General features: G+C 70.0%; 23 protein-coding genes. 14 read left to right on the forward strand and 9 right to left on the reverse strand.

The features are described from left to right. Window positions 1-74: 74 nt before the first annotated feature. The 5 genes from ACFV4N_RS08100 to ACFV4N_RS08120 form a co-directional block, all read right to left on the reverse strand. A complete protein-coding gene (locus ACFV4N_RS08100; protein WP_499671752.1) occupies window positions 75-566 on the reverse strand; it encodes a PH domain-containing protein in 492 nt (163 codons plus the stop codon). A gap of 60 nt (window positions 567-626) precedes the next feature. After that, window positions 627-776, reverse strand: coding sequence for a hypothetical protein (locus ACFV4N_RS08105; protein ID WP_499671753.1), 150 nt, complete (start codon window positions 774-776; stop codon window positions 627-629). Between the two features lie 259 nt (window positions 777-1035). Then, complete coding sequence (locus ACFV4N_RS08110) at window positions 1036-2616, reverse strand: AMP-binding protein (RefSeq protein WP_499671754.1); 1581 nt, start codon at window positions 2614-2616, stop codon at window positions 1036-1038. 126 nt (window positions 2617-2742) lie between these two features. Next, the gene (locus ACFV4N_RS08115; RefSeq protein WP_499671755.1) at window positions 2743-2946 is read right to left on the reverse strand and encodes a hypothetical protein; all 204 of its coding nucleotides are present in this window, start codon (window positions 2944-2946) and stop codon (window positions 2743-2745) included. A gap of 203 nt (window positions 2947-3149) precedes the next feature. Further along, a complete protein-coding gene (locus ACFV4N_RS08120) occupies window positions 3150-3620 on the reverse strand; it encodes a MarR family winged helix-turn-helix transcriptional regulator (RefSeq protein ID WP_499671756.1) in 471 nt (156 codons plus the stop codon). 265 nt (window positions 3621-3885) lie between these two features. On the opposite strand from ACFV4N_RS08120, the gene ACFV4N_RS08125 reads away from it, so the two are divergent. Genes ACFV4N_RS08125 through secD form a run of 3 tightly spaced genes read left to right on the forward strand, consistent with a single transcriptional unit; the run spans window position 3886 to window position 7459 of the window. Then, window positions 3886-4911 carry a tetratricopeptide repeat protein gene (locus ACFV4N_RS08125; protein ID WP_499671757.1) on the forward strand — a complete coding sequence of 342 codons (1026 nt, stop codon included), beginning with the start codon at window positions 3886-3888 and terminating at the stop codon, window positions 4909-4911. Between the two features lie 25 nt (window positions 4912-4936). Continuing rightward, the gene (locus ACFV4N_RS08130; RefSeq protein WP_499671758.1) at window positions 4937-5269 is read left to right on the forward strand and encodes a hypothetical protein; all 333 of its coding nucleotides are present in this window, start codon (window positions 4937-4939) and stop codon (window positions 5267-5269) included. A 36-nt stretch (window positions 5270-5305) separates the two neighbouring features. After that, a complete protein-coding gene (secD, locus tag ACFV4N_RS08135) occupies window positions 5306-7459 on the forward strand; it encodes a protein translocase subunit SecD (protein WP_499671759.1) in 2154 nt (717 codons plus the stop codon). A gap of 57 nt (window positions 7460-7516) precedes the next feature. Here the strand turns inward: secD and ACFV4N_RS08140 are convergent, their stop codons facing one another. After that, complete coding sequence (locus ACFV4N_RS08140; RefSeq protein WP_499671760.1) at window positions 7517-8212, reverse strand: class I SAM-dependent methyltransferase; 696 nt, start codon at window positions 8210-8212, stop codon at window positions 7517-7519. Between the two features lie 695 nt (window positions 8213-8907). On the opposite strand from ACFV4N_RS08140, the gene ACFV4N_RS08145 reads away from it, so the two are divergent. Beyond that, window positions 8908-10308, forward strand: a complete 1401-nt coding sequence (locus ACFV4N_RS08145; RefSeq protein WP_499671761.1) for a PIN domain-containing protein — start codon at window positions 8908-8910, stop codon at window positions 10306-10308. Between the two features lie 60 nt (window positions 10309-10368). Here ACFV4N_RS08145 and ACFV4N_RS08150 read toward each other — a convergent pair whose 3' ends face one another. Together ACFV4N_RS08150 and ACFV4N_RS08155 are read right to left on the reverse strand one after the other, a co-directional pair. After that, a complete protein-coding gene (locus ACFV4N_RS08150) occupies window positions 10369-11166 on the reverse strand; it encodes an inositol monophosphatase family protein (RefSeq protein ID WP_499671779.1) in 798 nt (265 codons plus the stop codon). Next, a complete protein-coding gene (locus ACFV4N_RS08155; protein ID WP_499671762.1) occupies window positions 11166-12053 on the reverse strand; it encodes a DUF5919 domain-containing protein in 888 nt (295 codons plus the stop codon). Before ACFV4N_RS08155 ends, ACFV4N_RS08150 begins: the two co-directional genes overlap by 1 nt. A 191-nt stretch (window positions 12054-12244) precedes the next feature. Between ACFV4N_RS08155 and ACFV4N_RS08160 the strand changes: the two genes are divergently transcribed. The 10 genes from ACFV4N_RS08160 (at window position 12245) to ACFV4N_RS08205 (ending at window position 20677) form a co-directional block, all read left to right on the forward strand. Continuing rightward, the gene (locus ACFV4N_RS08160) at window positions 12245-12706 is read left to right on the forward strand and encodes a hypothetical protein (protein WP_499671763.1); all 462 of its coding nucleotides are present in this window, start codon (window positions 12245-12247) and stop codon (window positions 12704-12706) included. 22 nt (window positions 12707-12728) lie between these two features. Then, complete coding sequence (locus tag ACFV4N_RS08165; protein WP_499671764.1) at window positions 12729-13028, forward strand: hypothetical protein; 300 nt, start codon at window positions 12729-12731, stop codon at window positions 13026-13028. Then, window positions 13028-13318: an AMED_5909 family protein gene (locus tag ACFV4N_RS08170; protein ID WP_499671765.1), complete on the forward strand. Its 291-nt coding sequence runs from the start codon at window positions 13028-13030 to the stop codon at window positions 13316-13318. Before ACFV4N_RS08165 ends, ACFV4N_RS08170 begins: the two co-directional genes overlap by 1 nt. Beyond that, complete coding sequence (locus tag ACFV4N_RS08175) at window positions 13311-13607, forward strand: transcriptional regulator (protein WP_499671766.1); 297 nt, start codon at window positions 13311-13313, stop codon at window positions 13605-13607. The genes ACFV4N_RS08170 and ACFV4N_RS08175 overlap by 8 nt, the downstream gene beginning before the upstream one ends. A 352-nt stretch (window positions 13608-13959) precedes the next feature. Continuing rightward, window positions 13960-15429, forward strand: coding sequence for an FtsK/SpoIIIE domain-containing protein (locus ACFV4N_RS08180; protein WP_499671767.1), 1470 nt, complete (start codon window positions 13960-13962; stop codon window positions 15427-15429). Further along, complete coding sequence (locus ACFV4N_RS08185) at window positions 15426-17030, forward strand: replication initiator (protein WP_499671768.1); 1605 nt, start codon at window positions 15426-15428, stop codon at window positions 17028-17030. The genes ACFV4N_RS08180 and ACFV4N_RS08185 overlap by 4 nt, the downstream gene beginning before the upstream one ends. Window positions 17031-17049: 19 nt before the next feature. After that, window positions 17050-17238 (forward strand): helix-turn-helix domain-containing protein, encoded by a 189-nt coding sequence (locus ACFV4N_RS08190; RefSeq protein WP_499671769.1) that lies wholly within the window; start codon window positions 17050-17052, stop codon window positions 17236-17238. A gap of 36 nt (window positions 17239-17274) precedes the next feature. Beyond that, window positions 17275-18555 (forward strand): tyrosine-type recombinase/integrase, encoded by a 1281-nt coding sequence (locus ACFV4N_RS08195; RefSeq protein ID WP_499671770.1) that lies wholly within the window; start codon window positions 17275-17277, stop codon window positions 18553-18555. A gap of 28 nt (window positions 18556-18583) precedes the next feature. Next, complete coding sequence (locus ACFV4N_RS08200; protein WP_499671771.1) at window positions 18584-19750, forward strand: lactate 2-monooxygenase; 1167 nt, start codon at window positions 18584-18586, stop codon at window positions 19748-19750. A gap of 48 nt (window positions 19751-19798) precedes the next feature. Next, entirely contained in the window at window positions 19799-20677 is an 879-nt protein-coding gene (locus ACFV4N_RS08205; RefSeq protein WP_499671772.1) for a prenyltransferase/squalene oxidase repeat-containing protein, read from the forward strand. On the opposite strand, the gene ACFV4N_RS08210 is transcribed toward ACFV4N_RS08205, so the two are convergent. Beyond that, window positions 20659-20860: helix-turn-helix domain-containing protein (locus ACFV4N_RS08210; protein ID WP_499671773.1), on the reverse strand; the 202-nt coding region annotated here is incomplete at its 5' end. The genes ACFV4N_RS08205 and ACFV4N_RS08210 overlap by 19 nt on opposite strands.

Below are 20860 nucleotides of genomic sequence, written 5' to 3' on the forward strand. Positions count from 1 at the left end.
CAGCCGGTGCCAGTCGACGACCGGCTCGACGTACTCGGGCGCGGCGGGCAGGTCCGCGGGCAGCCCGGCCGGGGTCACGTGGCATCACCCGGCGTGGCCTGGGTGGTCGTGGTCAGCTCGTCGGCCAGCCGCACGGCGTCGGCGTGGTCCAGGCCCTCGATGTGCACCGGGCCCGCGGCCGACGCGGTGGTGACGGTCACCGTGGACAGGCCGAGCAGCTGCTGGAGCGGACCGCGCTTGGTGTCCACGGTCTGGATGCGCGAGACGGGCGCGATGCGCCACTCCTGGTTCAGCCAGCCGGCCAGCGTGTAGACCGCGTCGGGGGTGGCCTCCCAGCGGTGGACCCGGTAGCGCCAGCGCGGCATGACCACGGTGTGCGCGGTGCCGAGCACCAGGGTCGCCACCGCGGCGGTCAGCTGCCACGGCGACCGGACGAAGATCAGCACGACCAGCTGCGGCACGAGCAGCACCGCCCATCCGATGAGGGCGTGCAGGGTCCACAGGGTGATCGACTTGCGGCTCACCTGGTGCCGCGGCGCGCGCAGGCGCAGGACTTCGCTGCTCACCTGACCCACTGTGCCTCAAGGCCGGGCCCGCGCGTGCGCGAGCCCGGCCTTGAGCGCGCGTCAGGGCTGGGGCGCGTACGGCGCCTGGAAGACGCGGGCCGTGAAGGTCCCTTCCTCGGCGGCGGTCGCCGCGGGCGCACCGACGAACGCGGTGAGGCCGGCGAGCACGGCCAGCGCGGCCAGGGTTCTGCGCAGGGGGTGCACGAACATCATCGAACTCCGTTCGATCGCAGCGGCTTGTCGGCAGGGTAGGCAGCCGGACGAGGTCCGCGGTGAACGCGGGGGAAGCGTCCAAGCGGAGCATGGCACACCGGGGTCACGCTGGTCACCACCCACTTCCGTCTCACGTCAACCGGCCGACACCCGCGAAGCGGGCGCCTTGATCGTCGCGGACGCCCCACCTCCGTCGCACAACGAGCGGGCGGTCCCGAGGTGACTCGGTCAGGTCCGGCGGTCCCCGGCCGCCGCGTCACCCCAGTTCGCGCTTGAGCACCTTCCCGGTGGCGTTGCGCGGCAGCGCGTCGAGGAACACCACCTCGCGGGGCACGGAGAACTTCGCCAGGTTGTCGCGGACGTGGTCGCGCACCGCGTCCTCGTCCAGCGCGCCCGGCTCCTCGCGCACCACGTAGGCGGCCAGCCGCTGGCCGAACCGCTCGTCCGGCACGCCGACCACGGCCACCTCGCGCACGCCGGGCAGGGCGGCCAGCAGGTCCTCGACCTCGCGCGGGTAGACGTTCTCGCCGCCGGAGACGATCATCTCGTCGTCCCGGCCCGCCACGAACAGCAGGCCGTCGGCGTCGCGGCGGCCCACGTCGCCGGTCGCCATCAGGCCGTCGCGGACCTCCTTGCCGCCGCCGTCGGTGTAGCCGTCGAACAGCATGTCGTTGGCGACGAAGATGCGGCCGGTCGCGCCGGGCGGCACGGGTTCGCCCCGCTCGTCGAGGATCGCCAGCCGGGTGCCGTGCGGCGGGCGGCCCGCCGTGTCGGGGTGCCGGGCCAGCTCGTCGGGCCGGGCGATGCTCACCCACGACACCTCGGTGGAGCCGTAGAGGTTGTAGAGGACCGGGCCGAACTCGGCCAGGCAGCGGCGGGCGACCGGCGGCGGCAGCGCCGAGCCGCTGGAGGCGATGACCCGCAGGTCCGGCAGGTGCGGCCGGTCGGGCGCCTCCAGGGCGCGCTGGAGCATGACGGGGACGGCGAACAGCGCGTCGCAGCGGTGGTCGCGGGCGTCGGCGAGCACGAGCGCGGGGTCGAACCGGCGCCGCAGCACCAGGGTCGCGCCCAGCACGAGGGCGAGCTGGAACGCCGCCAGGCCCCAGGTGTGGAACAGCGGCGCGGGCACGCAGAACCGGTCGCCCGCCTTGAGCGGGATGCGCGACAGCAGCGCGGCGGCGGGCACGAGGCTCGCCGGCTCGGGCCGCTTGGCGCCCTTGGGCGCGCCGGTGGTGCCGGAGGTCAGCACGACCAGCCTGCCGCGCGGCGGCCGGGAGGGCAGTGGCGTGGCGGGGGAGCCCGCGATCAGCTGCTCCAGCGTGCGGCTCTTCGTGGCGCCCTCGACCCAGGCCATGACCCGGCGGACCTTGCGCGGCGCGTGGGCCAGCAGGTCGCGGAACTCGGTGTCGGCGACGACCACGGACACGTCCTGCTCCCGCAGCACGGTCGCGACCTGGCCCGCGCTCAGGCCGGTGTTCAGCAGCACGGCGTGCGCGCCGACCTTCACGCAGGCGACCACGGTCTCCACGAACCCGCGGTGGTTGCGGCACAGCACGGCGACCTTCGAGCCGGCGCCGACGCCCAGGTCGCGCAGGCCGTGCGCGAGGCGGGTGGTGCGCTCGTCGACCTGCGCGAAGGTCAGCTCGCCCGCGTCGTCCACGATCGCGGGCCGGTCGGGGTGCCTGGCCGCGCCGGTCGCGTAGCCGAACGCCAGGGTGAGGTCCCAGCGCAGGTAGGCGTCCAGCACGCCGAGCAGCCGGCCCGGCGCCATCGGCCGCACCACGCCGGTGCGCACCAGCGTCGCCAACGCGCGCAGCGCGCCCACGACCCGCTTCACCGGACCGCTCGCACGGCGGGGAGGGCGGACGGGGTCAGGGTGACGGAGTAGGTGCCCACGGACCCGATACTGGCATTACCTACCCGCGAGTAGGAAGAGGGCCGGGGAAATTCGGGACGCGCGCGTTCAGCTGTCCGGCGCGCCGGACGCGTCCACCACGGCGTCGCGCAGGGCCGCGCGCAGGCGTCCAACCTCCAGTGGCGTCAGCACCGCGGCCTCGCCCGGCGGCACGGTCACCACCACGTGGCCCTGGCTGACGAAAACGGTCATGTCACGACGACGGGACGCGATGTCCCGGCAGGTGATCTGCCACTCCTTGGGTGTGCCCACGGGCCCCTGACCTCCAGCTGTCTCGACACGCGCGCTCGGACCAACCCGAGCGCCCGCGGTAGGGGGACGCGTGGGGGTTGGCGCCGTGACGGAAAAACCGCCGGCAACCTGCCGAGCCGGTCATAGCCTCGCACGTGGCCGTCGCCCGGGTCACTCGAAGGTGGAAATTGACAGCTCGCCGACACGGAGCGTGACGGTCCGGGCTAGAGGCAGGAGCCGCTGTCCGGGCCCTCGCAGGAGGCGATCAGGCGCTCCAGGATCACCTGCAGGTCGCGGCACTGGGCCGGTTCCAGCCCCGAGGTGAACTCGCGCTCGACCTGCTGGTGCAGCCGTTCCACCTCGCCCTGCACGGCGCGGCCCCGGTCGGTGATCACCGGCACGCGCACCCGCCGGTCGTGCGGGTCGGGCTCGCGCACGACCAGGCCGGCCCGCTCCAGCCGGTCCAGCTCGGCGGTGAGCGTGGTCTTGTCCAGGGCCAGCTCCTGGCCGAGGGCGAGCTGCGTGCGCCGGAAGTCCTCCTGGCACAGCGCGGTGAGCACCAGTTGCCCGCGCGCGGTGAGGCCGTGCCGGGTGGCCGCCTCCCGCATGGCCGCGCCCAGCTTCTGCGCCGCGCGGTGCAGCAGCCAGTTCAGGCTGACCTGCTTGGCGCAGGCGGCTTGGGCGACGAGGTCCATGTCAGGGATCATACGCCCGGTCACGAGATATTCTTGAACAAGAACGTATTGACTCGGAACGGGACTGACCGTATGTTCTGAGTCGAGAACTTCTTGACAAGGACGATGGTGCGATCGGACTTGTGGACCTGGTGACGGGACTGAGCAGGGGGCAGCCCCGTCACCGCGGGGGTGGCGGGCCGGGTACGGGGGAGCCCGCCACCCCCGCGCGGGAGGGCGCGGGCGCACGTAGGCAGGGCGGTCGAACGCTGCGACACTCTCGACCATGTCCGAGTCGATCGCCGCGGTCGTCCTGCGGGCCGCCGACCTCGCCGCGCGCGGCCTGCCGCACCAGGCGATCGAGCTGCTCCGCCCGGCCCTCGCCGCGAACCCGCTGCACGCCGAGGCGTGGTGCCGGCTCGCCGCGGCGCACCTCGACGCGGGCGAACCCGACCCGGCGCTCGACGCGGCGAAGCGCGCCCTGGTGCTGGGTGGCGACCCGGCGTGGGCGCAGCGGCTGACCTCCCTGGCGCTGACCGAGCTGGGCCGCCACGCCGAGGCGCTGGTCGCCGCGCGTGAGTGCGTGCGCCGCCGGCCCGGCGACTGGCGGTGCCAGGTCGTGCTCGCCGAGGCCCTCGCCGCCGACGCGGGCGGCCGTGACGCGGGCGGGGATGACGCGGGCGGGGGTGGCCGGGAGGCGGTCGAGGTGGCCCGCGAGGCGACCAGGCTGGCGCCCACCGAGGCTCGCGCCTACCAGGTGCTCGGCGACGCCGCCCTGCGCCTGCGCGACTGGGGCACGGCCGAACGCGCCTACCGCACCGCCCTGCGGCTCGACCCCGACGCCGACGACGTGCGCGCCAACCTCGCCACGGTGCGCCGCAAGCGCGGCGGCGCGCCCGTGACCGCGCCGTCCGCCGACGCCCTGGTCGCCGCGCACGCCCTGGCGTGGCCCGCGCTGTCCCGGCTGGCCGCGCTGCTGGTCGCGGGCGGGCCGGTGCTGATGCTCGCGGCGCTGCCCCGGCCGACGCCGACGCTCGGGTGGTTCTCCGCCGCGCTGGTCGCGGCCTGCCTCGCCGTGGTGGCGCGGCCGCTGCTGGCCGCCCGCGGCGGGACCCGTCGCGCGCTGCTCCGGCTGCCCCGCAGCCGGCCGCTGGTCGCCGTCGTGGTGGCGGCGTTCGGGCCGGCCCTGGTGGTGCTGTCCGGGTGGTCGGTCGCGCTCCTGCTCGGGGCGGGCACGACGCAGCCCCTGGTGCTCGCCTGGCTCTGCGCGCTGGTCGGCGGAGCCGTCGTCGTCCTGGGTGGCGGCCGGTAGCCTGGGCCGCGGGGAAGGAGGGCGGATGACCCGGCGCGTGCTGTTCGCGGTGCTGGCGTTGATCGCCGGCTTCGTCGTCGTCGCCCACCCCACCCAGCCCGTCTCCGACGCGGTCGCCGTGTCCTCCACCGTGGAGGGCACCCAGCCCGCCGGCGCCACCACCCGCGGCACCCCGACGCACCCGGTGCAGCAGGCGGGCCACCTCGGGCAGCCGCTGGACGGCGTCCAGCCGCCCGTGCACGCCACGCCCGCGCCCGCCGTGCGCGCCGACGTCGTCGACCCCACCCACCGCCGTCCCGAGCGGACCGGCCAGGCGCCCCTCGGCGAACGCGCCCCGCCCACGACCCCCGGTAGCTGAACCCACCCGTTCACCTCACCCGGAGGTCTCCCACCCATGCCGCGCCCCAGCGCGCGGCGGGCACTGCTCGTCCGAGGGCTGCTGTCCCTCGGTGTGCTCGCCGCGTCCGCGTTCACCCTGCTCACCGTCCAACCGCGCCTCGGCCTCGACCTGCGCGGCGGGACCCAGATCGTGTTGGAGACACCGGCCGAGGCCACCTCCGACGCCACCGACCGGGCGATGGAGGTGCTGCGCCGCCGCGTCGACGAGCTCGGCGTCACCGAACCCGTCCTGGCCCGCTCCGGAGATCACCGGATCGTGGTCGAACTGCCCGGCCTCCAAGACCCGACCGAGGCCATCGAGGTGCTCGGCCGCACCGCCCAGCTCCAGGTCCGGCCCGTCACGGGACCGGGCGACGTGCCCACGCCCGCCGGCGACTCGGTCGCCCTCGGCGAGGTCGTGCTCACCGGCGAGGGCATCGACGGCGCCCGCGCCACGCCCAACGCGCAGGGCGTCGGCTACGTCGTCGGCGTCGACTTCCGGGGTGACGCGCCGTCCGCCTGGCAGCGCGTCACGGCCGAGGCGGCGTGCTCGCCGCCCGGCGACCCGAAGCGGCGGGTCGCGTTCGTGCTCGACGACGAGGTGGTGTCCGCGCCGCAGATCGACGCAACGGTGCCGTGCGGCACCGGCATGATCGGCGGCAGCACCCAGATCACCGGCCAGTTCTCCCAGGCCGAGGCCGAGGAGCTGGCCCTGGTGATCAGGTCCGGCGCGCTGCCGGTGCCGGTGGAGGTCGTCGAGCAGCGGACCGTCGGGCCGACGCTCGGCGCGGAGGCGATCGAGGCCAGCGCGCGGGCGGCGGTCATCGGCGTCGCCCTGACCGGCCTGTTCCTGGTGTTCGCCTACCGGCTGGCCGGCCTGGTGGCGGTGCTCGCACTGGTCGGCTACGCGGCCCTGTCGTACGCGGCGCTGCTGGCGATCGGCGCGACGCTCACCCTGCCCGGCCTGGCCGGTTTCGTGCTGGCGATCGGCATGGCGGTGGACGCCAACGTGCTGGTGTTCGAGCGCTCGCGGGAGGAGTTCGCGCGGCGCAAGCGCCTGCCGCGGTCGGTGGACCAGGGCTTCCGCGGCGCGCTGAGCGCGGTGGCCGACTCGAACGTCACCACCCTGCTCGCCGCCGGCCTGCTGTTCTGGCTGGCCACCGGCCCGGTCAAGGGATTCGGCGTCACGCTGTCCGTCGGCGTGCTGGCGTCGCTGTTCAGCGCCCTAGTGCTGACCCGCGTGCTGCTGGACCTGGCGATGCCGCTGCTGGAGCGGAAGCCGCGGTGGAGCGGCCTGCACTCGCTCGGCCGGGTCCGCACGTGGCTGACCGCGCGCGGCCTCCGGCTGTACCGGAACCCCCGCCGCTGGCTGTTCGCCGCCGCCGGGGTGCTCCTGGTGGCGCTGGCCGGCCTGGTCGCCCGGGGCCTGGAGCTGGGCGTCGAGTTCACCGGCGGCCGGGCGATGGAGTTCACCGCGGCGTCGGCGGACGTGGGGCGCGTGCGCGCGGAACTCGCGTCGGCCGGCTTCGGCGACGCGGTCGTGGTCACCTCCGGCGACGGCCTGTCCGTCCGCACCGGCCCGATCGACTCGGCCGCCGCGGTGCGGGTCGGCGAGGCGGTCGACCGGGCGACCGGCGGCGCGGAGCAGCTCAGCAACGAGCTGATCGGCCCCAGCCTGGGCGACGAGCTGCGGCGCAACGCGCTCGTCGCCCTGGCCGTCGCCGTGGCGGCGCAGCTCGGCTACCTGGCCTACCGCTTCGACTGGCGGCTCGGGCTGGCCACGGTGGTCGCGCTGGTGGCCGACGTGGTCGTGCTGGTGGGCGCGTTCGCGTGGCTGGGGAAGACGGCGGACGCGGTGTTCCTGGCCGCCCTGCTGACCGTCATCGGCTACTCGGTCAACGACTCGGTGGTGGTGTTCGACCGGGTGCGCGAGCTGCGCCGCGCCGGCGGGCGGTTCACCGAGGTGATGAGCTCGGCGGTGCTCCAGACCCTGCCGCGGACCGTCAACACGGGCATCGGCGTGCTGTTCGTGCTGGCCGCCCTGCTGTTCCTGGGCGACGGCTCGCTGGCCGACTTCGCCACGGCGCTGCTGATCGGCCTGGTGGCCGGCACGGCGTCGACGGTGCTGACGGCGGCGCCGGTGGCGATCGTGCTGCAGGAGCGGAAGTGAGCGCGGGGGCACGCGTCGCCGGCGCGTGCCCCCTCCGCGTGCCCCCTCCGCGAGCCGTCACGAACGCGGGCGCACCGCCCTGATCCACAGGTGCCACGGGACGGGGTCCTCGCCGACCCGGGGCTCCCGGAGGGCCTCGACGAGCAGACCGGCGTCCTCCATGGCCCCGGTGTAGGCGCTCAGCGGGTGGTTCCACCCCGAGAACCGCATCCGCATCCCGTCCCGCTCCACCTCCTCCTCGAAGCGGTGGCGCCCGAAGTACGGCCGGTCGAGGACGAACACCCCGTCCCGGCGGCTGCCGGTGTTCGTGATCGGGTGGGTGATCGACAGGCAGAGCCGGCCGCCCGGTTCGAGCACCCGGCCGACCTCGGCGACGGTGCCCGGCAGGTCGTCGACGTCCATCAGCACGTTGTAGGCGATGACCAGGTCGAAGCTGTGGTCGGGGAAGGGGAGGTCCGCCGAGTCGGCCGCCAGGTACCGCCCCTCGGGGTGGGCCTGTCGCGCCGCCTCCAGGAGCGTGGGCGAGGCGTCGATGCCGGTGACCAGGTGCCCCCGCCCGACCAGGTCGCGGGACACGCGGCCCTCGCCGCAGCCGAGGTCGAGCGTCGCCCGCCCGGCGTCCGGCACCAGCTCGAAGAACGCGTCGCGGTAGCGCCAGTACGAGTCGAACCCGGGCCTGCGCACCCAGTCGATCCAGTTCCGCGCCTGGTCTTCCCAGGCTTGTCCCATCGCGGTCAGCGCGTTCTCGGCCATCGGCCGGAGCCTAACCGGGGCGGGGCGCGGGGCAACCGATTACTTGCGGGCGGCGCGGAGGGGCACGAGCATGACCCGCAGACCGACGACGTGGACGGCCCGAGCGAGGATGGGGTACGAGATGACCGGTCAGTTCGCCGCCTACCAGAACGAGATCTTCTGAGTGCTGTTCTGGCTGACCAATCCTCTTCGGACGTCATACGTCCCTGACCAGCGCGAACTCTCTCGTTAGTTCTCGGCGGTTCTCGTGATCGCCCGACGTTGTACGGCCTGGTGACGGCCTGAAAATTGATCACTACACGGGCGCTACCCTTGATGCGGATGACGCGTCAAGGACAGCGCCCGTCGTGCGTCTCGGGCCTGGTGCTTGTCGCCGGTTGACCTTCTCGATGGCAAGACGGCGCAGCCGTCGCGGCAGTCGATCGCCGTACCCAGCCCGACCGAGCCGCGTGACCGCGCGATCGTCCCGACCGGTGTCGCTCCCGAGCTGCTTACGGTTCTGGCCCTCGTGCTGGTGCGCCGCCCTCCGGCCACGTGCACCGACTCCGCGCACGGCCGACGGGCGGAGCGAAGCGGGAGCCCGGCGTGCCGTGATGCGGGGGAGTCGGTGCCAACGTGCATTGGACCCTTGCCGCGCGACGCCGCAGGCGGCGCGCCTTGATGCTTTAGAGCGAAGTTCGGCATAAGATCGCATGATGAGAGACGCCTTCTACGGCCACTATCGTCTGACCGACAGCGAGCTAGACCGACTTTGGGCTGAAGGCATTGTAATACTCGACACGAATGCATTATTGAATTTGTATCGATACTCCCCTAAAGCGCGGGAGGAATTTTTTGGCGCACTCGAACAAGTTAAAGATAGATTGTGGATGCCTCACAGGGTTGGCGTAGAGTTTCATGCCAACCGAGTGGAAAGGATATCTGAACAGCTTGGAGTGGAAGATTCTATAGAGAAAATCCTTGACGATATTACAAACTCTATCAAAGGAAAGTTGGGGCCACTTCGAAGAAATGCCTTTATCTCTGTAGAGGATCTTGAGAGTAAATTGACGAAAGCTGTGGGCCAAGCTCGCGATGAACTACGAGCGCAACGCGAGAAGCGCGCGCAATCCTACGGTATCACCGTTCGGCAAGACCCTATCGTAGAACGTCTGGCCATTCTGTACGGCAACAATGTTGGCAGTCCTTACTCGGACACCGAAATGCAAGAAATACGCTCCATGGCTGATGGAAGATACGATTCTAATACACCACCCGGTTACATGGACCGCAACAAGGAGGGGGATCGCAAGTATGGCGACTACTTGATCTGGCGTCAGATTATCGATTATTCAAAGAAGGGCAACTCCGATGTCCTTTTTATTACAGATGACGCCAAAGAGGACTGGTGGTGGATTGTTAGAAATGAGGCAGTAGGACGACAGACGTTGGGTCCCCGTCCAGAGCTCAGAGAAGAGTTTTATAAGGAAACTCAAAGGCTGTTCTACATGTATTCTCCTGAGAACTTTCTGGAAAAGCTATCCTCCCTCACAGAGGGCACTCTCTCGTCAGAAGTCGTCGATGAAGTGCGCGAGACCAGTAAAGATGTTAATGAGCGTTCGGACTTGTCGAACGACGACGTTTTGGAGAGGATAATTAATCTTGAAGATGCCGAACGCGATATTCAGCGTGAGATTGCCATCACTGTAAACCGCATCGATCAGCTCACATACAAAGCGGCGCAAAATTCTAACGTTTTCTCCGACGAAGAAGAGCTTGTTGACGAATATGATCGCTCTAAAGCTCTCCGTGACGTATTGGTAACGAAACTGAAGTCTGCTCACGAGCGATTGGGTGCTAAACGTGAAGCAGGTTCGGCAAGCGCTGTAATCGCGGATATCAGAGATCTCGAAAGGAGACTAAAGCGGGAAGAAGTGCGACTCCTCGAGTTGTCATCTGAAAAAAAGAAGGCGCAAAGAGTTGGTGGGGCTGCCGAGTTGAACACCCTAGTCGAGATCGACGAGGCATTAAGGGAAGAGAATGCTCGGCTAATTGCGCTCCAGGCGAGCCAGCACAAAGTAAGGAGAACTATCGACTCTTTTTATAGGGCAGATTAGCGTTGTTCTCCACTAGTGTGCACCTGCATACATGTCTCATTCTGTATTTAGACGTGTGGATTACTTAACGCTTGACTGGACAACATCAAGCAGAGATTGGACGATATTTGGCGTAGCGGCGATTGTGTGCAACGAGGTTGAGGTGTGCTCACTGCCATCGCTGTCACTTACCGAAGCTCCTGCTTCGCGAGCAATCAAAACGCCTGCAGCGATATCGTAAGTTTTATTGGACAAAATTAGGACACCATCGATGCGGCCTTCCGCAAGCCACACCAAGTCGTGCGCTGCCGATCCAAACATGCGGATGCGTTCAACCTTGGCGGCTAGTGCTGCCGTAAGCGCGATACGTTGACCGTTTTCACGCTCTGCGTCTTCGCCAACTGCATAATCGCCGATGGCGACCATGGCCTTCGACAGTTCGGCGGTTTCGCTGGCTTGGATTTTCGTCCCGTTGACGTACGCGCCTTGCCCGTAAGCAGCGAAGTAGTGCAGATCCAGGTAAGGGAGAACGATCGCAGCCACCACCGCGCGGTCACCTTGCATGAGCCCGAGGGACACACCGCAGAGTGGCACGCCGTGCACAAAGTTCGAGGTGCCATCGATCGGGTCAAGCGCCCAGAAGTGCTCGCTGTCGACAGCTTGGCTGCTAGATCCTTCCTCCTCGCCCATAAAGCCGATCTCAGGCGTGACTTCGGCCAGGTAGGTACGTATGTTCCGCTCAATCCGTACGTCGACATCGGTGTAGGTGTCGCGGTCGGATTTCTCGGTGATGGTCTGTGGGCGAGTACGCTTAATCAAATCGTTGCCGATGCTCACGGCCTTCTGTGCGATCTCGGCCAGCTCGTCGAGCGGTCGCATCACTCGGTCTCCTTCGCGCGGTCCCACATGGAGTCGAACACCTGCGAGAAGGTGGCGAACAGGCCCGGTACCGCGTCGTCCTTCTCGATCACGAGCGTAGGGGACTCGACGCCTCGGGCATCGGGCAAGTAGGGCTGGACCACGCACTTAGCCTGGTCGGTGATGAGGATGTTGTAGCGGATGGGCTCGTCATAGACGCGGATGTGGAGTTGGCCGCGCGCCTGCGGGGAGACCTTTGCTCCGACCCGCCTGAGGGCCTCGATGTTGAGGCGGGTGAGCATGGAGAGGTGCCCTTCGGGCAGTCCTTCTTCGTGCTCGCGGGCGGTGGTGTGCCGACCCTCGGGGTCGAGGAACAGGGCCTTGATGACGGTGCCGGTCTCGATGGAGTCCAGCAGGGCTTTGTCGGAGTACTGCTGGCAGAGCACGTTGAGCGACAGGCCGGCGATGTCGATCGTCTTCGCGCCTTCGAACAGGGCGCGTGGGGGCATGTTGTGCAGGAACTCGGTGCGGCTGACGTAGACGGCGGTCACGTCGGCCAACCGGGTCTGCTGGGGCATCTGGACCGGCCGAGGTACGGGCTGGGCGGAAGCCGCGGTGCGTTGTGGCGGCGTGATGAGGCTGTCGGTGTCGCCCTCGTGTGGGGCCAGGAGCTGTTCGGCGGTCCAGCCGGGGAACATCTTCTCCAGGATGCGGCAGTGGTCGGCGTAGGGCAGGCCGAGCAGGTCGCCGGAGAGCCAGCGGTAGAACTGGGCCTTGCTCGGGTAGCGGCCGATCAGGTCGGTGTCGAGCTGCCTGGCGATGCGGTCGTACTCCTTGCAGAAGGTGCGGTAGCCCTGCATGTGGCGTTGGCGCAGCAGCACCCTCAACAGCGTTGTCTCTGTGGCCATGTGGCCTCCCCCGCTTGGTGCGATCAGTCGAGGCTAGCAGTAAGACGAGACCAAGACGAGACAACTTGAGTCCGACACGCGCCCCAGATGCGGCAGGTGAGACACCGGCGGACCTGGGACGGGACTAATGGCCACCGAATCTGGGTGGGCACGCCGCACAAGAGCGGCCCCAGTCAGAGGAGCAACGACCGATGGCGATCAGCAAGGGGTTCCGGTTCCCCATCTCGTTCGATGACGCCTTCCCCCAGGGCCTGGTGATGATCGGGGAGGTCCGGCCGGACACCGAGTACCAGACGCGTGACGAGAGGGCGGCCGGTCGGCCGGTGCGTCAGCGCGTGGACGAGGGCACCGGCAAGCGGCAGTGGAAGGCCACCGTCACCGACCCGCACGAGCCCAACGCCAAGCGCCAGAGCTTCGAGATCACCTTGCTCGCCGACGTGCAGCCGGTGCCGACCACCGGTGAAGTGCTGCCGGGGATGCGGCCGATCGAGCTGGACGGGCTGACCGCTGAGCCGCGCGTGGCCGGTAACGGTGAGTTCAAGTACCAGTCGTATGTCTTCCGCGCGACCGGGTTCCGGGCGGCCGGCAGGTCGGCGGGTTCGGCTCCGGGTGGGGCCAAGCCCAACGGCGGCGCCGACGCCAAGGCCGCGTGACCCGGTGTCCGATCTTCAGCACTTGGTCGTGCAGTGGCAGGCCGCGTATCGGGCCTACACCGACGCGCACGAGGCCAACCGCTACGTCGCGGCCGACGACCCACAGGCGGCCGGTCGGATCGCGCCGACGTATCGGCGGGTGGCGTGGTTGTGGCGGCAGCTCGCGGCGCTGGACAGCACGCCGTGGTGGGCCAAGGCGGCGGCGCTGCACGCGGCCGAGACCTTCGACCACCAGGCCGACTTGAACGAACGTGTCGCGGCCGGTGGGCAGGCGGCGGGTGGTCATCACCTGCACGTGCCTGTTGAGGGAGGTGAGCAGTGATGGCGCAGCCGAAGCGGCCCGATCGGTGGGCGGTGGCTCGGGCGGCCACGACGTTGAAGGACGCGCACGAGGCGTTGGGGAAGGTGATGCCCGCGCCGGATGCCTCGCTGTCGCGGTGGCAGGCGTTTTACCGGGTGTCGGCCGAGGTGTACGCGCAAGTCGCGGAGATCGACCGAGGGCACCACCACGAGGCGCTGTACTGGGCCAAGCGCGAGCGTGACAAGGGTGAGGAGATCGGCCGCGCTCTGGAAGCCGAGGTCACCGGTGGTGAGGAGGCGGCGGGTGAGTAGCGCGCAGGAGCCGCTGCCCCAGCTCGACTGGACGGCCTCCATTGATACGCGGGTCGGAAGCAGTCAGTACTGGGTCCGGCTTCGGACCGAGAAGTTCGGCCGGGTCGTGGAGCTGGCCGGGTTCAGGTCCGACTACGCGCTGGCGCGGGCGATGGGGCTCAACCGGTCCACGGTGACCCGGGTCCGCACCGGCCAGCTGCAGCCCGGACGGGCGTTCATCAGCGGGGCCTTGAAGGCGCTCGTGCCGATGGAGTTCGACGACCTGTTCGAGGTCGAGGAGAACTGGTGACCGCGTCGCGCTGACGGCGTGGCGGTAACAACCGAAGACGGTTCCTACCGGTTGGTGTGGATCGTCGGGAAGCAGGCCCGAGTCTTGGCGGGCTGAGCCTGTTTCCCGACGACACACCGACCGGCATCTTGCGCACTTTTGTTGACACACAAGGGGTTCCGGTCATGTCAAGGGTATCTGTGCTCGGGGGACGCGCGTCAAGTCGGCGTGGTGCTCCCAACGTGTGGAAGCTTCCCAACGGTCGCCCCTGCGGCCAATGCCGACGCTTCAGCGTCTACGCACCCAACCAGCTCGTGTGCTGCGCCTGCCTGGGCTGGCTGCCGCTGATCTTCGCCCACATGGGGCGTGCGCGATGAACGGCGGCAAGTGGGTGGACCCCGCTCCGTTCGAGGGCGCTCGGCCTCGGCTGCCCTGGTGGGCGCTGGTGCCGGGTAAGGCGAAGTGGATCGCCGCATTGGTGGCGCTGGTGTGGCTGGTGGTCGTTGGCATCGTGCGCCTGGTGCTCGTCGTGGTCCGGTACCCGGTGGTCACGGTGGTGCCGGTGTCGGCGGCCTGGTGCTGGTGGCGCTTCGGCCTCTCGCCGCTGGTGCTGGCGCTGTTGTCGCTGGTCGCGGCCCTGCTGCTCTGGTTCGGGTACGACCGGGTGTCGTTCCTGCGGCACTGCTGGTACCGGCTTATCACCGAGTGGCGGCGGGCGGTTCTGTACGTGCCTCGGTGGCGGTCGGTGATGCGGCTCGCGGACCTGGCCAAGCACCACCGGGGCCGCGAATACCGGCCCACCCTGCGGCGCGTTCGCTCGGACGGGTGGCGGGACCGCGTCCGCGTGCGGATGATCCCGGCCCAGTCCCCGGAAGCCTGGGAGCTGCGGCGGGACGGCCTGGCGCACTCGTTCAACGCCCGGTCCTGCCGGGTCCGCGTCATCCGGCCTCGGGTGATCGAACTGGACTTCGTCCACCGCGACCCGCTGGCCCGGCCGCTGCCCGTGCCCGCGCTGGCCGATGCCGAGGTCGACCTCAAGCGGGTGATCGTCGGGCGGACCGAAACCGGTAAGCCGTGGCGGCTGCGGCTGCTGGGCTCTCAGGTGCTCGTCGTCGGCGTGCCCGGTGCGGGCAAGGGGTCGGTGCTGTGGTCGATCGTGTGGCAGCTCGCCCCGGCCATCCGCGCCGGGCTGGTGCGCATGGTGGGCATCGACCCCAAGGGTGGGATGGAGCTGGGGCAGTGCCCCGACGCCTTCGACCGCGTCGTCTACGACAACGGGCCGGAAGCCGTTGCGCTGCTTGAGGAAATCGCCACTGAGGTCAAGGAGCGTGCTACCCGCTACCGGGGTGTTCGGCGGTTGTGGGCGCGCTCGACCGGGGAGCCGTTCACCGTCCTGGTCGTGGACGAGCTGGCGGACCTGATCGCCTACCAGCCGGACAAGCAGCTCCGGGAGCGGGCGGCGCGGGCCATTCAGACGATCACCTCCCAGGGACGCGCACCGGGCTATGCCGTGGTCGGCCTGGTCCAGGACCCGCGCAAGGAGGTCGTCGGTTTCCGGCACCTGTTCACCACGCGCGTTGCCCTGCGCCTGGACGAGCCGCAACAGGTCGACATGGTCCTTGGCGACGGCGTGCGGCAGCGGGGCGCGGCGGCCCACGAGATCAGCGAGAACACGCCCGGCGTGGCCTGGGTCAAGCAGGACGGCCAACGCGAACCGGAGCGGGCTCGGGCCTTCCACGTCACCGACGCGGACTTGGTCGACCTGGGTGTCTTCCTGGCAGACGCCACCGTGCACGACTTCCCAACACGACCGGGCGGCACAGAGGGGAGGGATGCGGCATGACCAGCGGTACGCGGGCTGAGCGGATGCGTCAGCCGATGGCGCTGGACGTGGCTAAGGCTGCCGCCGAGAAGTACGGCGTGTGCATGCGGCCGTTCACGATGGAAGTCGAGGACCGGGCCACCTACGAAGTCCGCTACGTCGCCGTGCCCTGCGGCTCAACGGTCGAAAGTGTCTGTGGGCCGTGCGCCCGCAAGGCCAAGGCGCTGCGAATGGCCCAGTGCCGCGAGGGCTGGCACCTGACCGAGGAACCCGACTTCACCCCGGTCGCGCCGACTGATGACCAGAAGGGACTCCTGACCTACCGGGCCGACTTGGTCAAGGCGTACCGGGATGCGGTCGCAACCGGAGAGGCCGGCGACGCTGACAAGCTGCGGGAGGAGATCCACTCCGTCGACGCGGAACTTCGGCAACTCGGCGTGCGGGGGCGATTCCCCTCACCCGACGCGCCTGCCAAGCGGCCCGTGCGGCGGTCGACCAAGCGTCGGCAGGACGTGCCGAACCTGCCTCGGCGGCGGGTGGAGAAGCGCACGGTGGGGCGGGAGTACGCGGGTGGATTCCGGCCCTCGATGTTCGTCACGCTGACGCTCGACAGCTACGGGCGGGTGCGCGACGACGGCACGCCCGTCGACCCGGACACCTACGACTACCGGCGTGCGGCTCGGGACGCGGTGCACTTCGCCTCGCTCGTGGACCGGTGGTGGCAGAACCTGCGGCGCACGGTCGGGTGGGACGTGCAGTACTTCGCCACCGTGGAGCCGCAGCGTCGAGCGGCGCCACACCTCCATGCGGCTTTCCGCGGTTCGGTCCCGCACGAGACCATCCAGCTCGTCACGGCGGCCACGTATCACCAGGTCTGGTGGCCCAACCACGACGAACGCGTCTACAGCGGTGACCACGTGCCGGTCTGGGACGCGCGGGCCGAAGTGTTCATCGACCCGGACACCCGGCAGCCGCTGACGGCCTGGGCGGATGCGGTCGAGGCTGCAGAGGAGCCGGCGCACGTGGTGACCTTCGGCCGCCAGGTGCACTCCAAGGGCATCCTCGGCGGCTCGGAGGAAGCCGGGCGGCACATCGGCTATCTGACCAAGTACCTCACCAAGTCCATTGGTGAGGTGGTCGAGCAGAGCACCGACAGGCAGCGGAAACACGCGGACCGCCTGGCGGACGAGCTGGCCGTGACGCCCTGCTCGGACCGGTGTGCGGTGTGGCTGCTCTACGGCGTCCAGCCGCGTGGCGCGGGTTCGCGGACCACTCCGGGGCACTGCAAGGGACGGGCGCACCGCCGAACCACGCTCGGCCTGCCCGGTCGACGCGTCTTGGTGTCGCGCAAGTGGTCGGGCAAGACGCTGGCCGACCACCGGGCCGACCGGAAGCGGTTCGTCCTGGAAGCGCTCGCGGCCGTGGGGATCGAGAAGCCGGAACGCGATGCGTCCCAGCTCGTCTGGCACAAGGTGCGGCCCGGTGACCCGAACGTGCCACCACGCGCGCACCAACTCATGCACGCCATCGCGGAACGAACGCGGTGGAAGGCCGAATACGACCGGGCGATGCTCGCGGCCGGTGAACCTCCGCAACTTTCGGCAACTCCGCTGGCGGCTTGACGAACCGAGGGGGGAAGTCATGGCTGAGATCGAACCCCTGTGGGGGGTGGAAGAAGTGTCGGCGTTCCTGGGCGTGCCGGTGAAAACGCTCTACCAGTGGAAGTGGCGGCACATCGGGCCACCTGTGAAGAAGGTGGGTAAGCACCTCCGCTACGTCCCGGCTCGGGTACGGGCCTGGGCTGACCAGGCGGACGAGAACGCCGCCTGAATTCTTCGGCAATTCGATCGACAGGAGAAGACTGTCATGGGGCACATCCAAGACCGCTGGTGGCGGCCGAAGTTGGACGAGTCGGGCAAGCCCGAGTTGGATGCCAGGGGCAAGCCCGCTCGTGAGAAGACCGAGCTGTATGGCATTGGGATGCGGTACAAGGTCCGCTATATCGATCCGTCCGGGCAGGAGCGCAGCAAGAGCTTCCCGGACAGGCAGCGGGGTGCGGCTGACGCTTTCCTGCTCGAAGTCGAGAACAAGAAGCGCACCGGTACGTACCTCGACCCGGAAGCGGGCAAGGTGGCGTTTCAGGTGTACGCGGATTCGTGGCTGAAAGACCAAGCGTTCGACGGCAGCACACGCAATGCCGTCGAACGTCGATTGAAGAACCTGGTTTACCCGTACTTGGGCAACCGGGAGATCGGTTCGATCCTGCCGACGCACATCCGTGGTTGGCTGCGTGCTCTGCAGCAGAAGAAGCTCGCCGGTGGAACGCGGGCGGTCACGTTCGTGCACGTTTCGGCGGTCTTCAATGCCGCGATCGATGACAAGATGATCTCCGAGAACCCGTGCAAGGCCAAGAGCGTCACCCGGCCGCAGCCGGACAAGCGGAAGATCGTCCCGTGGTCGGTGGGCAAGCTGGCGGCCGTCCGGTTGGCGCTGACCGCCAAATACAAGATCGTCGTTCCCCTCGGTGCCGGCTGCGGCCTGCGCCAGGGGGAGGTCTTCGGGCTCTCGATGGACGACGTGAACCGGGACGAGAAGGTCTTGCACGTCGTCCGTCAGGTCCGGGTCGTGGACGGGGTGCAGGTGTTCGCGCCTCCCAGGGGCGGCAAGGAAAGGGACGTGCCGCTGCCGGACAGCGTGCTCCGGGACCTGGACGCCTACACCGAGGCGTTCCCGCCGGTCGAGGTGACCTTGCCGTGGAAGGAGCCGGACGGCGAACCGGAGACGGTTTCGCTCATCCTGGTCAACCGCGACGGCAACCCGATCCGGCGGGACGTGTTCAACCAGTACGTGTGGACGCCCGCGCTCGACCGGGCCAAGGTCGAGAGGACGCCGCGCCAGGACGGCATGCACGCGCTGCGGCACTTCTACGCATCGGTGCTCCTGGACGCCGGCGAGTCGATCAAGGCACTGGCCGAGTGGCTGGGCCACGCCGACCCGGCCTTCACCATGCGGGTCTACACGCACCTGCTGCCGTCCAGCAGCGATCGCACCCGAAAGGCGGTCGATCGTGTGCTTGCGGGCGACGCGGACGGGCACGAGCATGATCCGCAGACCGACGACGCGGACGGTGCCGCAGACGGCCTGTAGACGGCCTGAGCGGGAAGTGAGGGGCAAAGTGACTGGTCAGTTCGCCGCCTACCAGAACGAGATCTACCTGCAGGGGCTGGCGGGCGCCGTGCCGCCGTTCACCACCGATCCCGGCGCGCTGGAGGAGTCCGCCCGCGAACGCCTCGGGCCCGGGCCGTTCTGGTACGTGGCGGGGGCGGCCGGGTCCGGGGCGACCGCGCGGGCCAACCGGGAGGCGTTCGACCGGTGGCGGATCGTGCCGCGGATGCTCACCGACGCCACCGAGCGCCACCTCGGCACCACCGTGCTGGGCACCGAGATGCCCGCGCCCGTGCTGCTCGCGCCCGTCGGCGTCCAGTCGATCCTGCACCCGGACGGCGAGCTGGCCACCGCCCGCGCGGCGGCCGAGCTGGGCGTGCCGTTCATCCTGTCCACCGCCTCCTCGCACACGATCGAGGAGGTCGCCGAGGCGGCCGGGGACTCCGCCCGCTGGTTCCAGCTCTACTGGCCCAACGAGCCGGACGTGGCGGCGAGCATCCTCGACCGCGCCCGCAAGGCCGGGTACCGCGTCCTCGTGGTCACCCTCGACACGTGGACGCTCGCCTGGCGCCCGCACGACCTCGACCAGTCCTACCTGCCGTTCATCCGGGGCGTCGGCACGGCCATCCCGTTCTCCGACCCGGCGTTCCGGGCCGGACTGGCGGCGCCGCCCGAGGAGGACGCCCCGATGGCGATCCTGCGCTGGGTGCAGCTGTTCACCGGCACCGACAAGTCGTGGGACCAGCTCGCGTTCCTGCGCGAGCACTGGGACGGCCCGATCGTGCTCAAGGGCATCCAGCACGTCGACGACGCGCGCAAGGCCGTCGACGCGGGCGTGAGCGGCATCGTGGTGTCCAACCACGGCGGGCGGCAGGTGGACGGCGCGGTCGGGTCGCTGGAGGTGCTGCCGGAGATCGCCGACGCGGTCGGGGAGCAGGTCGAGGTGCTGTTCGACTCCGGCATCCGCGGCGGCGCGGACGTCGTCAAGGCGCTCGCCCTCGGCGCGAAGGCCGTGCTGGTCGGCCGCCCGTTCGCCTACGGCCTGGCCCACGGCGGCGAGGTCGGCGTGCGGCACGTGCTGCGCAGCCTGCTCGCGGACTTCGACCTCACCCTGGGCCTGTCCGGGCACCGCAGCCCGGCCGAGCTGAACCGCGAGGTGCTGCGCGAGCGGGGATGACCGATCCGTTCAAGACGCGGCGGCGACCGCGCGCCTACCGTTCCGGGCATGATCGAAGCAGCACGAACCTTCCTCTGGCACAACGCGCGCGTCCTGGAGCAGCGGCGGTTCGCGTTCCTGTTCGACGGCGGGCCCGCCGAGCCGGTGGTGCACGCCGTGCTCGCGCACCGCAACGACGACGGCGGGTTCGGCCACGCGCTGGAGCCCGACGGGCGCGGGCCGACCAGCCAGCCGCTGCACACCTTCACGGCGCTGTCGCTGCTGCACGAGGTCGGCGCGACCGACGCCGGGGCCGGCGCGATCGTGTCCGGCGCGCTCGACTTCCTGGCCTCGGTCGCCAACCCCGACGGCGGCGTGCCCAACTGCCTGGCCACCGCGAGCGAGCACCCCCGCGCGCCGTGGTGGCAGGTGTCCGGGGACGGCGACCTGCTGATGACCGCGCTGCTGGCGAGCACCCTGCACCGGATCGGCGCCGAGCACCCGTGGCTGGACCGGGCCACCGAGTTCTGCTGGCGCGGCGTCGACGGGCTGGTCAAGTCGCACCCTTACGAGGCGGCGGCGTGCGCCCACTTCCTGGACGCGGCGCCCGACCGGGACCGCGCCACCGCGGCGGCGGGGCGGCTGGGCGCGCTCGTGCGGGAGCAGGGCCTGGTCGACCTCGGCGAGGGGCAGGCGCCCGAGGGCTACGCGGCGGGCGAGACGCACAAGCCGCACCACTACGCGCCCACCCCGGACCACCTCGCCCGGAGCTGGTTCACCGACGAGGAGGTGGAGCGGGACCTCGACGACCTCGCCGCGGGGCAGCGGGAGGACGGCGGGTGGACGTTCCCGTGGCCGTCGTGGACCCCGGTCACCACGTACGAGTGGCGTCCGATCGTCACGATCGAGGCCCTGCGGACCCTGCGCGCCTACGGCCGGATCAGCTGACCCAGCGGCACGCCGGCCAGCTCGCGCACCTCGCGGGACAGGTGCGACTGGTCGGCGTAGCCGGTGCGGTGGGCGACGTCGGCGAACGGCACGCCCCGCCGCGCCAGCGCCACCGCCCGGTCGAACCGCAGCACCCGGTGCAGCACCTTCGGGCCGTAGCCGAACGCGGCGAGGCTGCGCCGG

Source organism: Actinosynnema sp. NPDC059797, from assembly GCF_042732085.1.
In the GTDB taxonomy this organism is placed as follows: Bacteria; Actinomycetota; Actinomycetes; order Mycobacteriales; family Pseudonocardiaceae; genus Actinosynnema.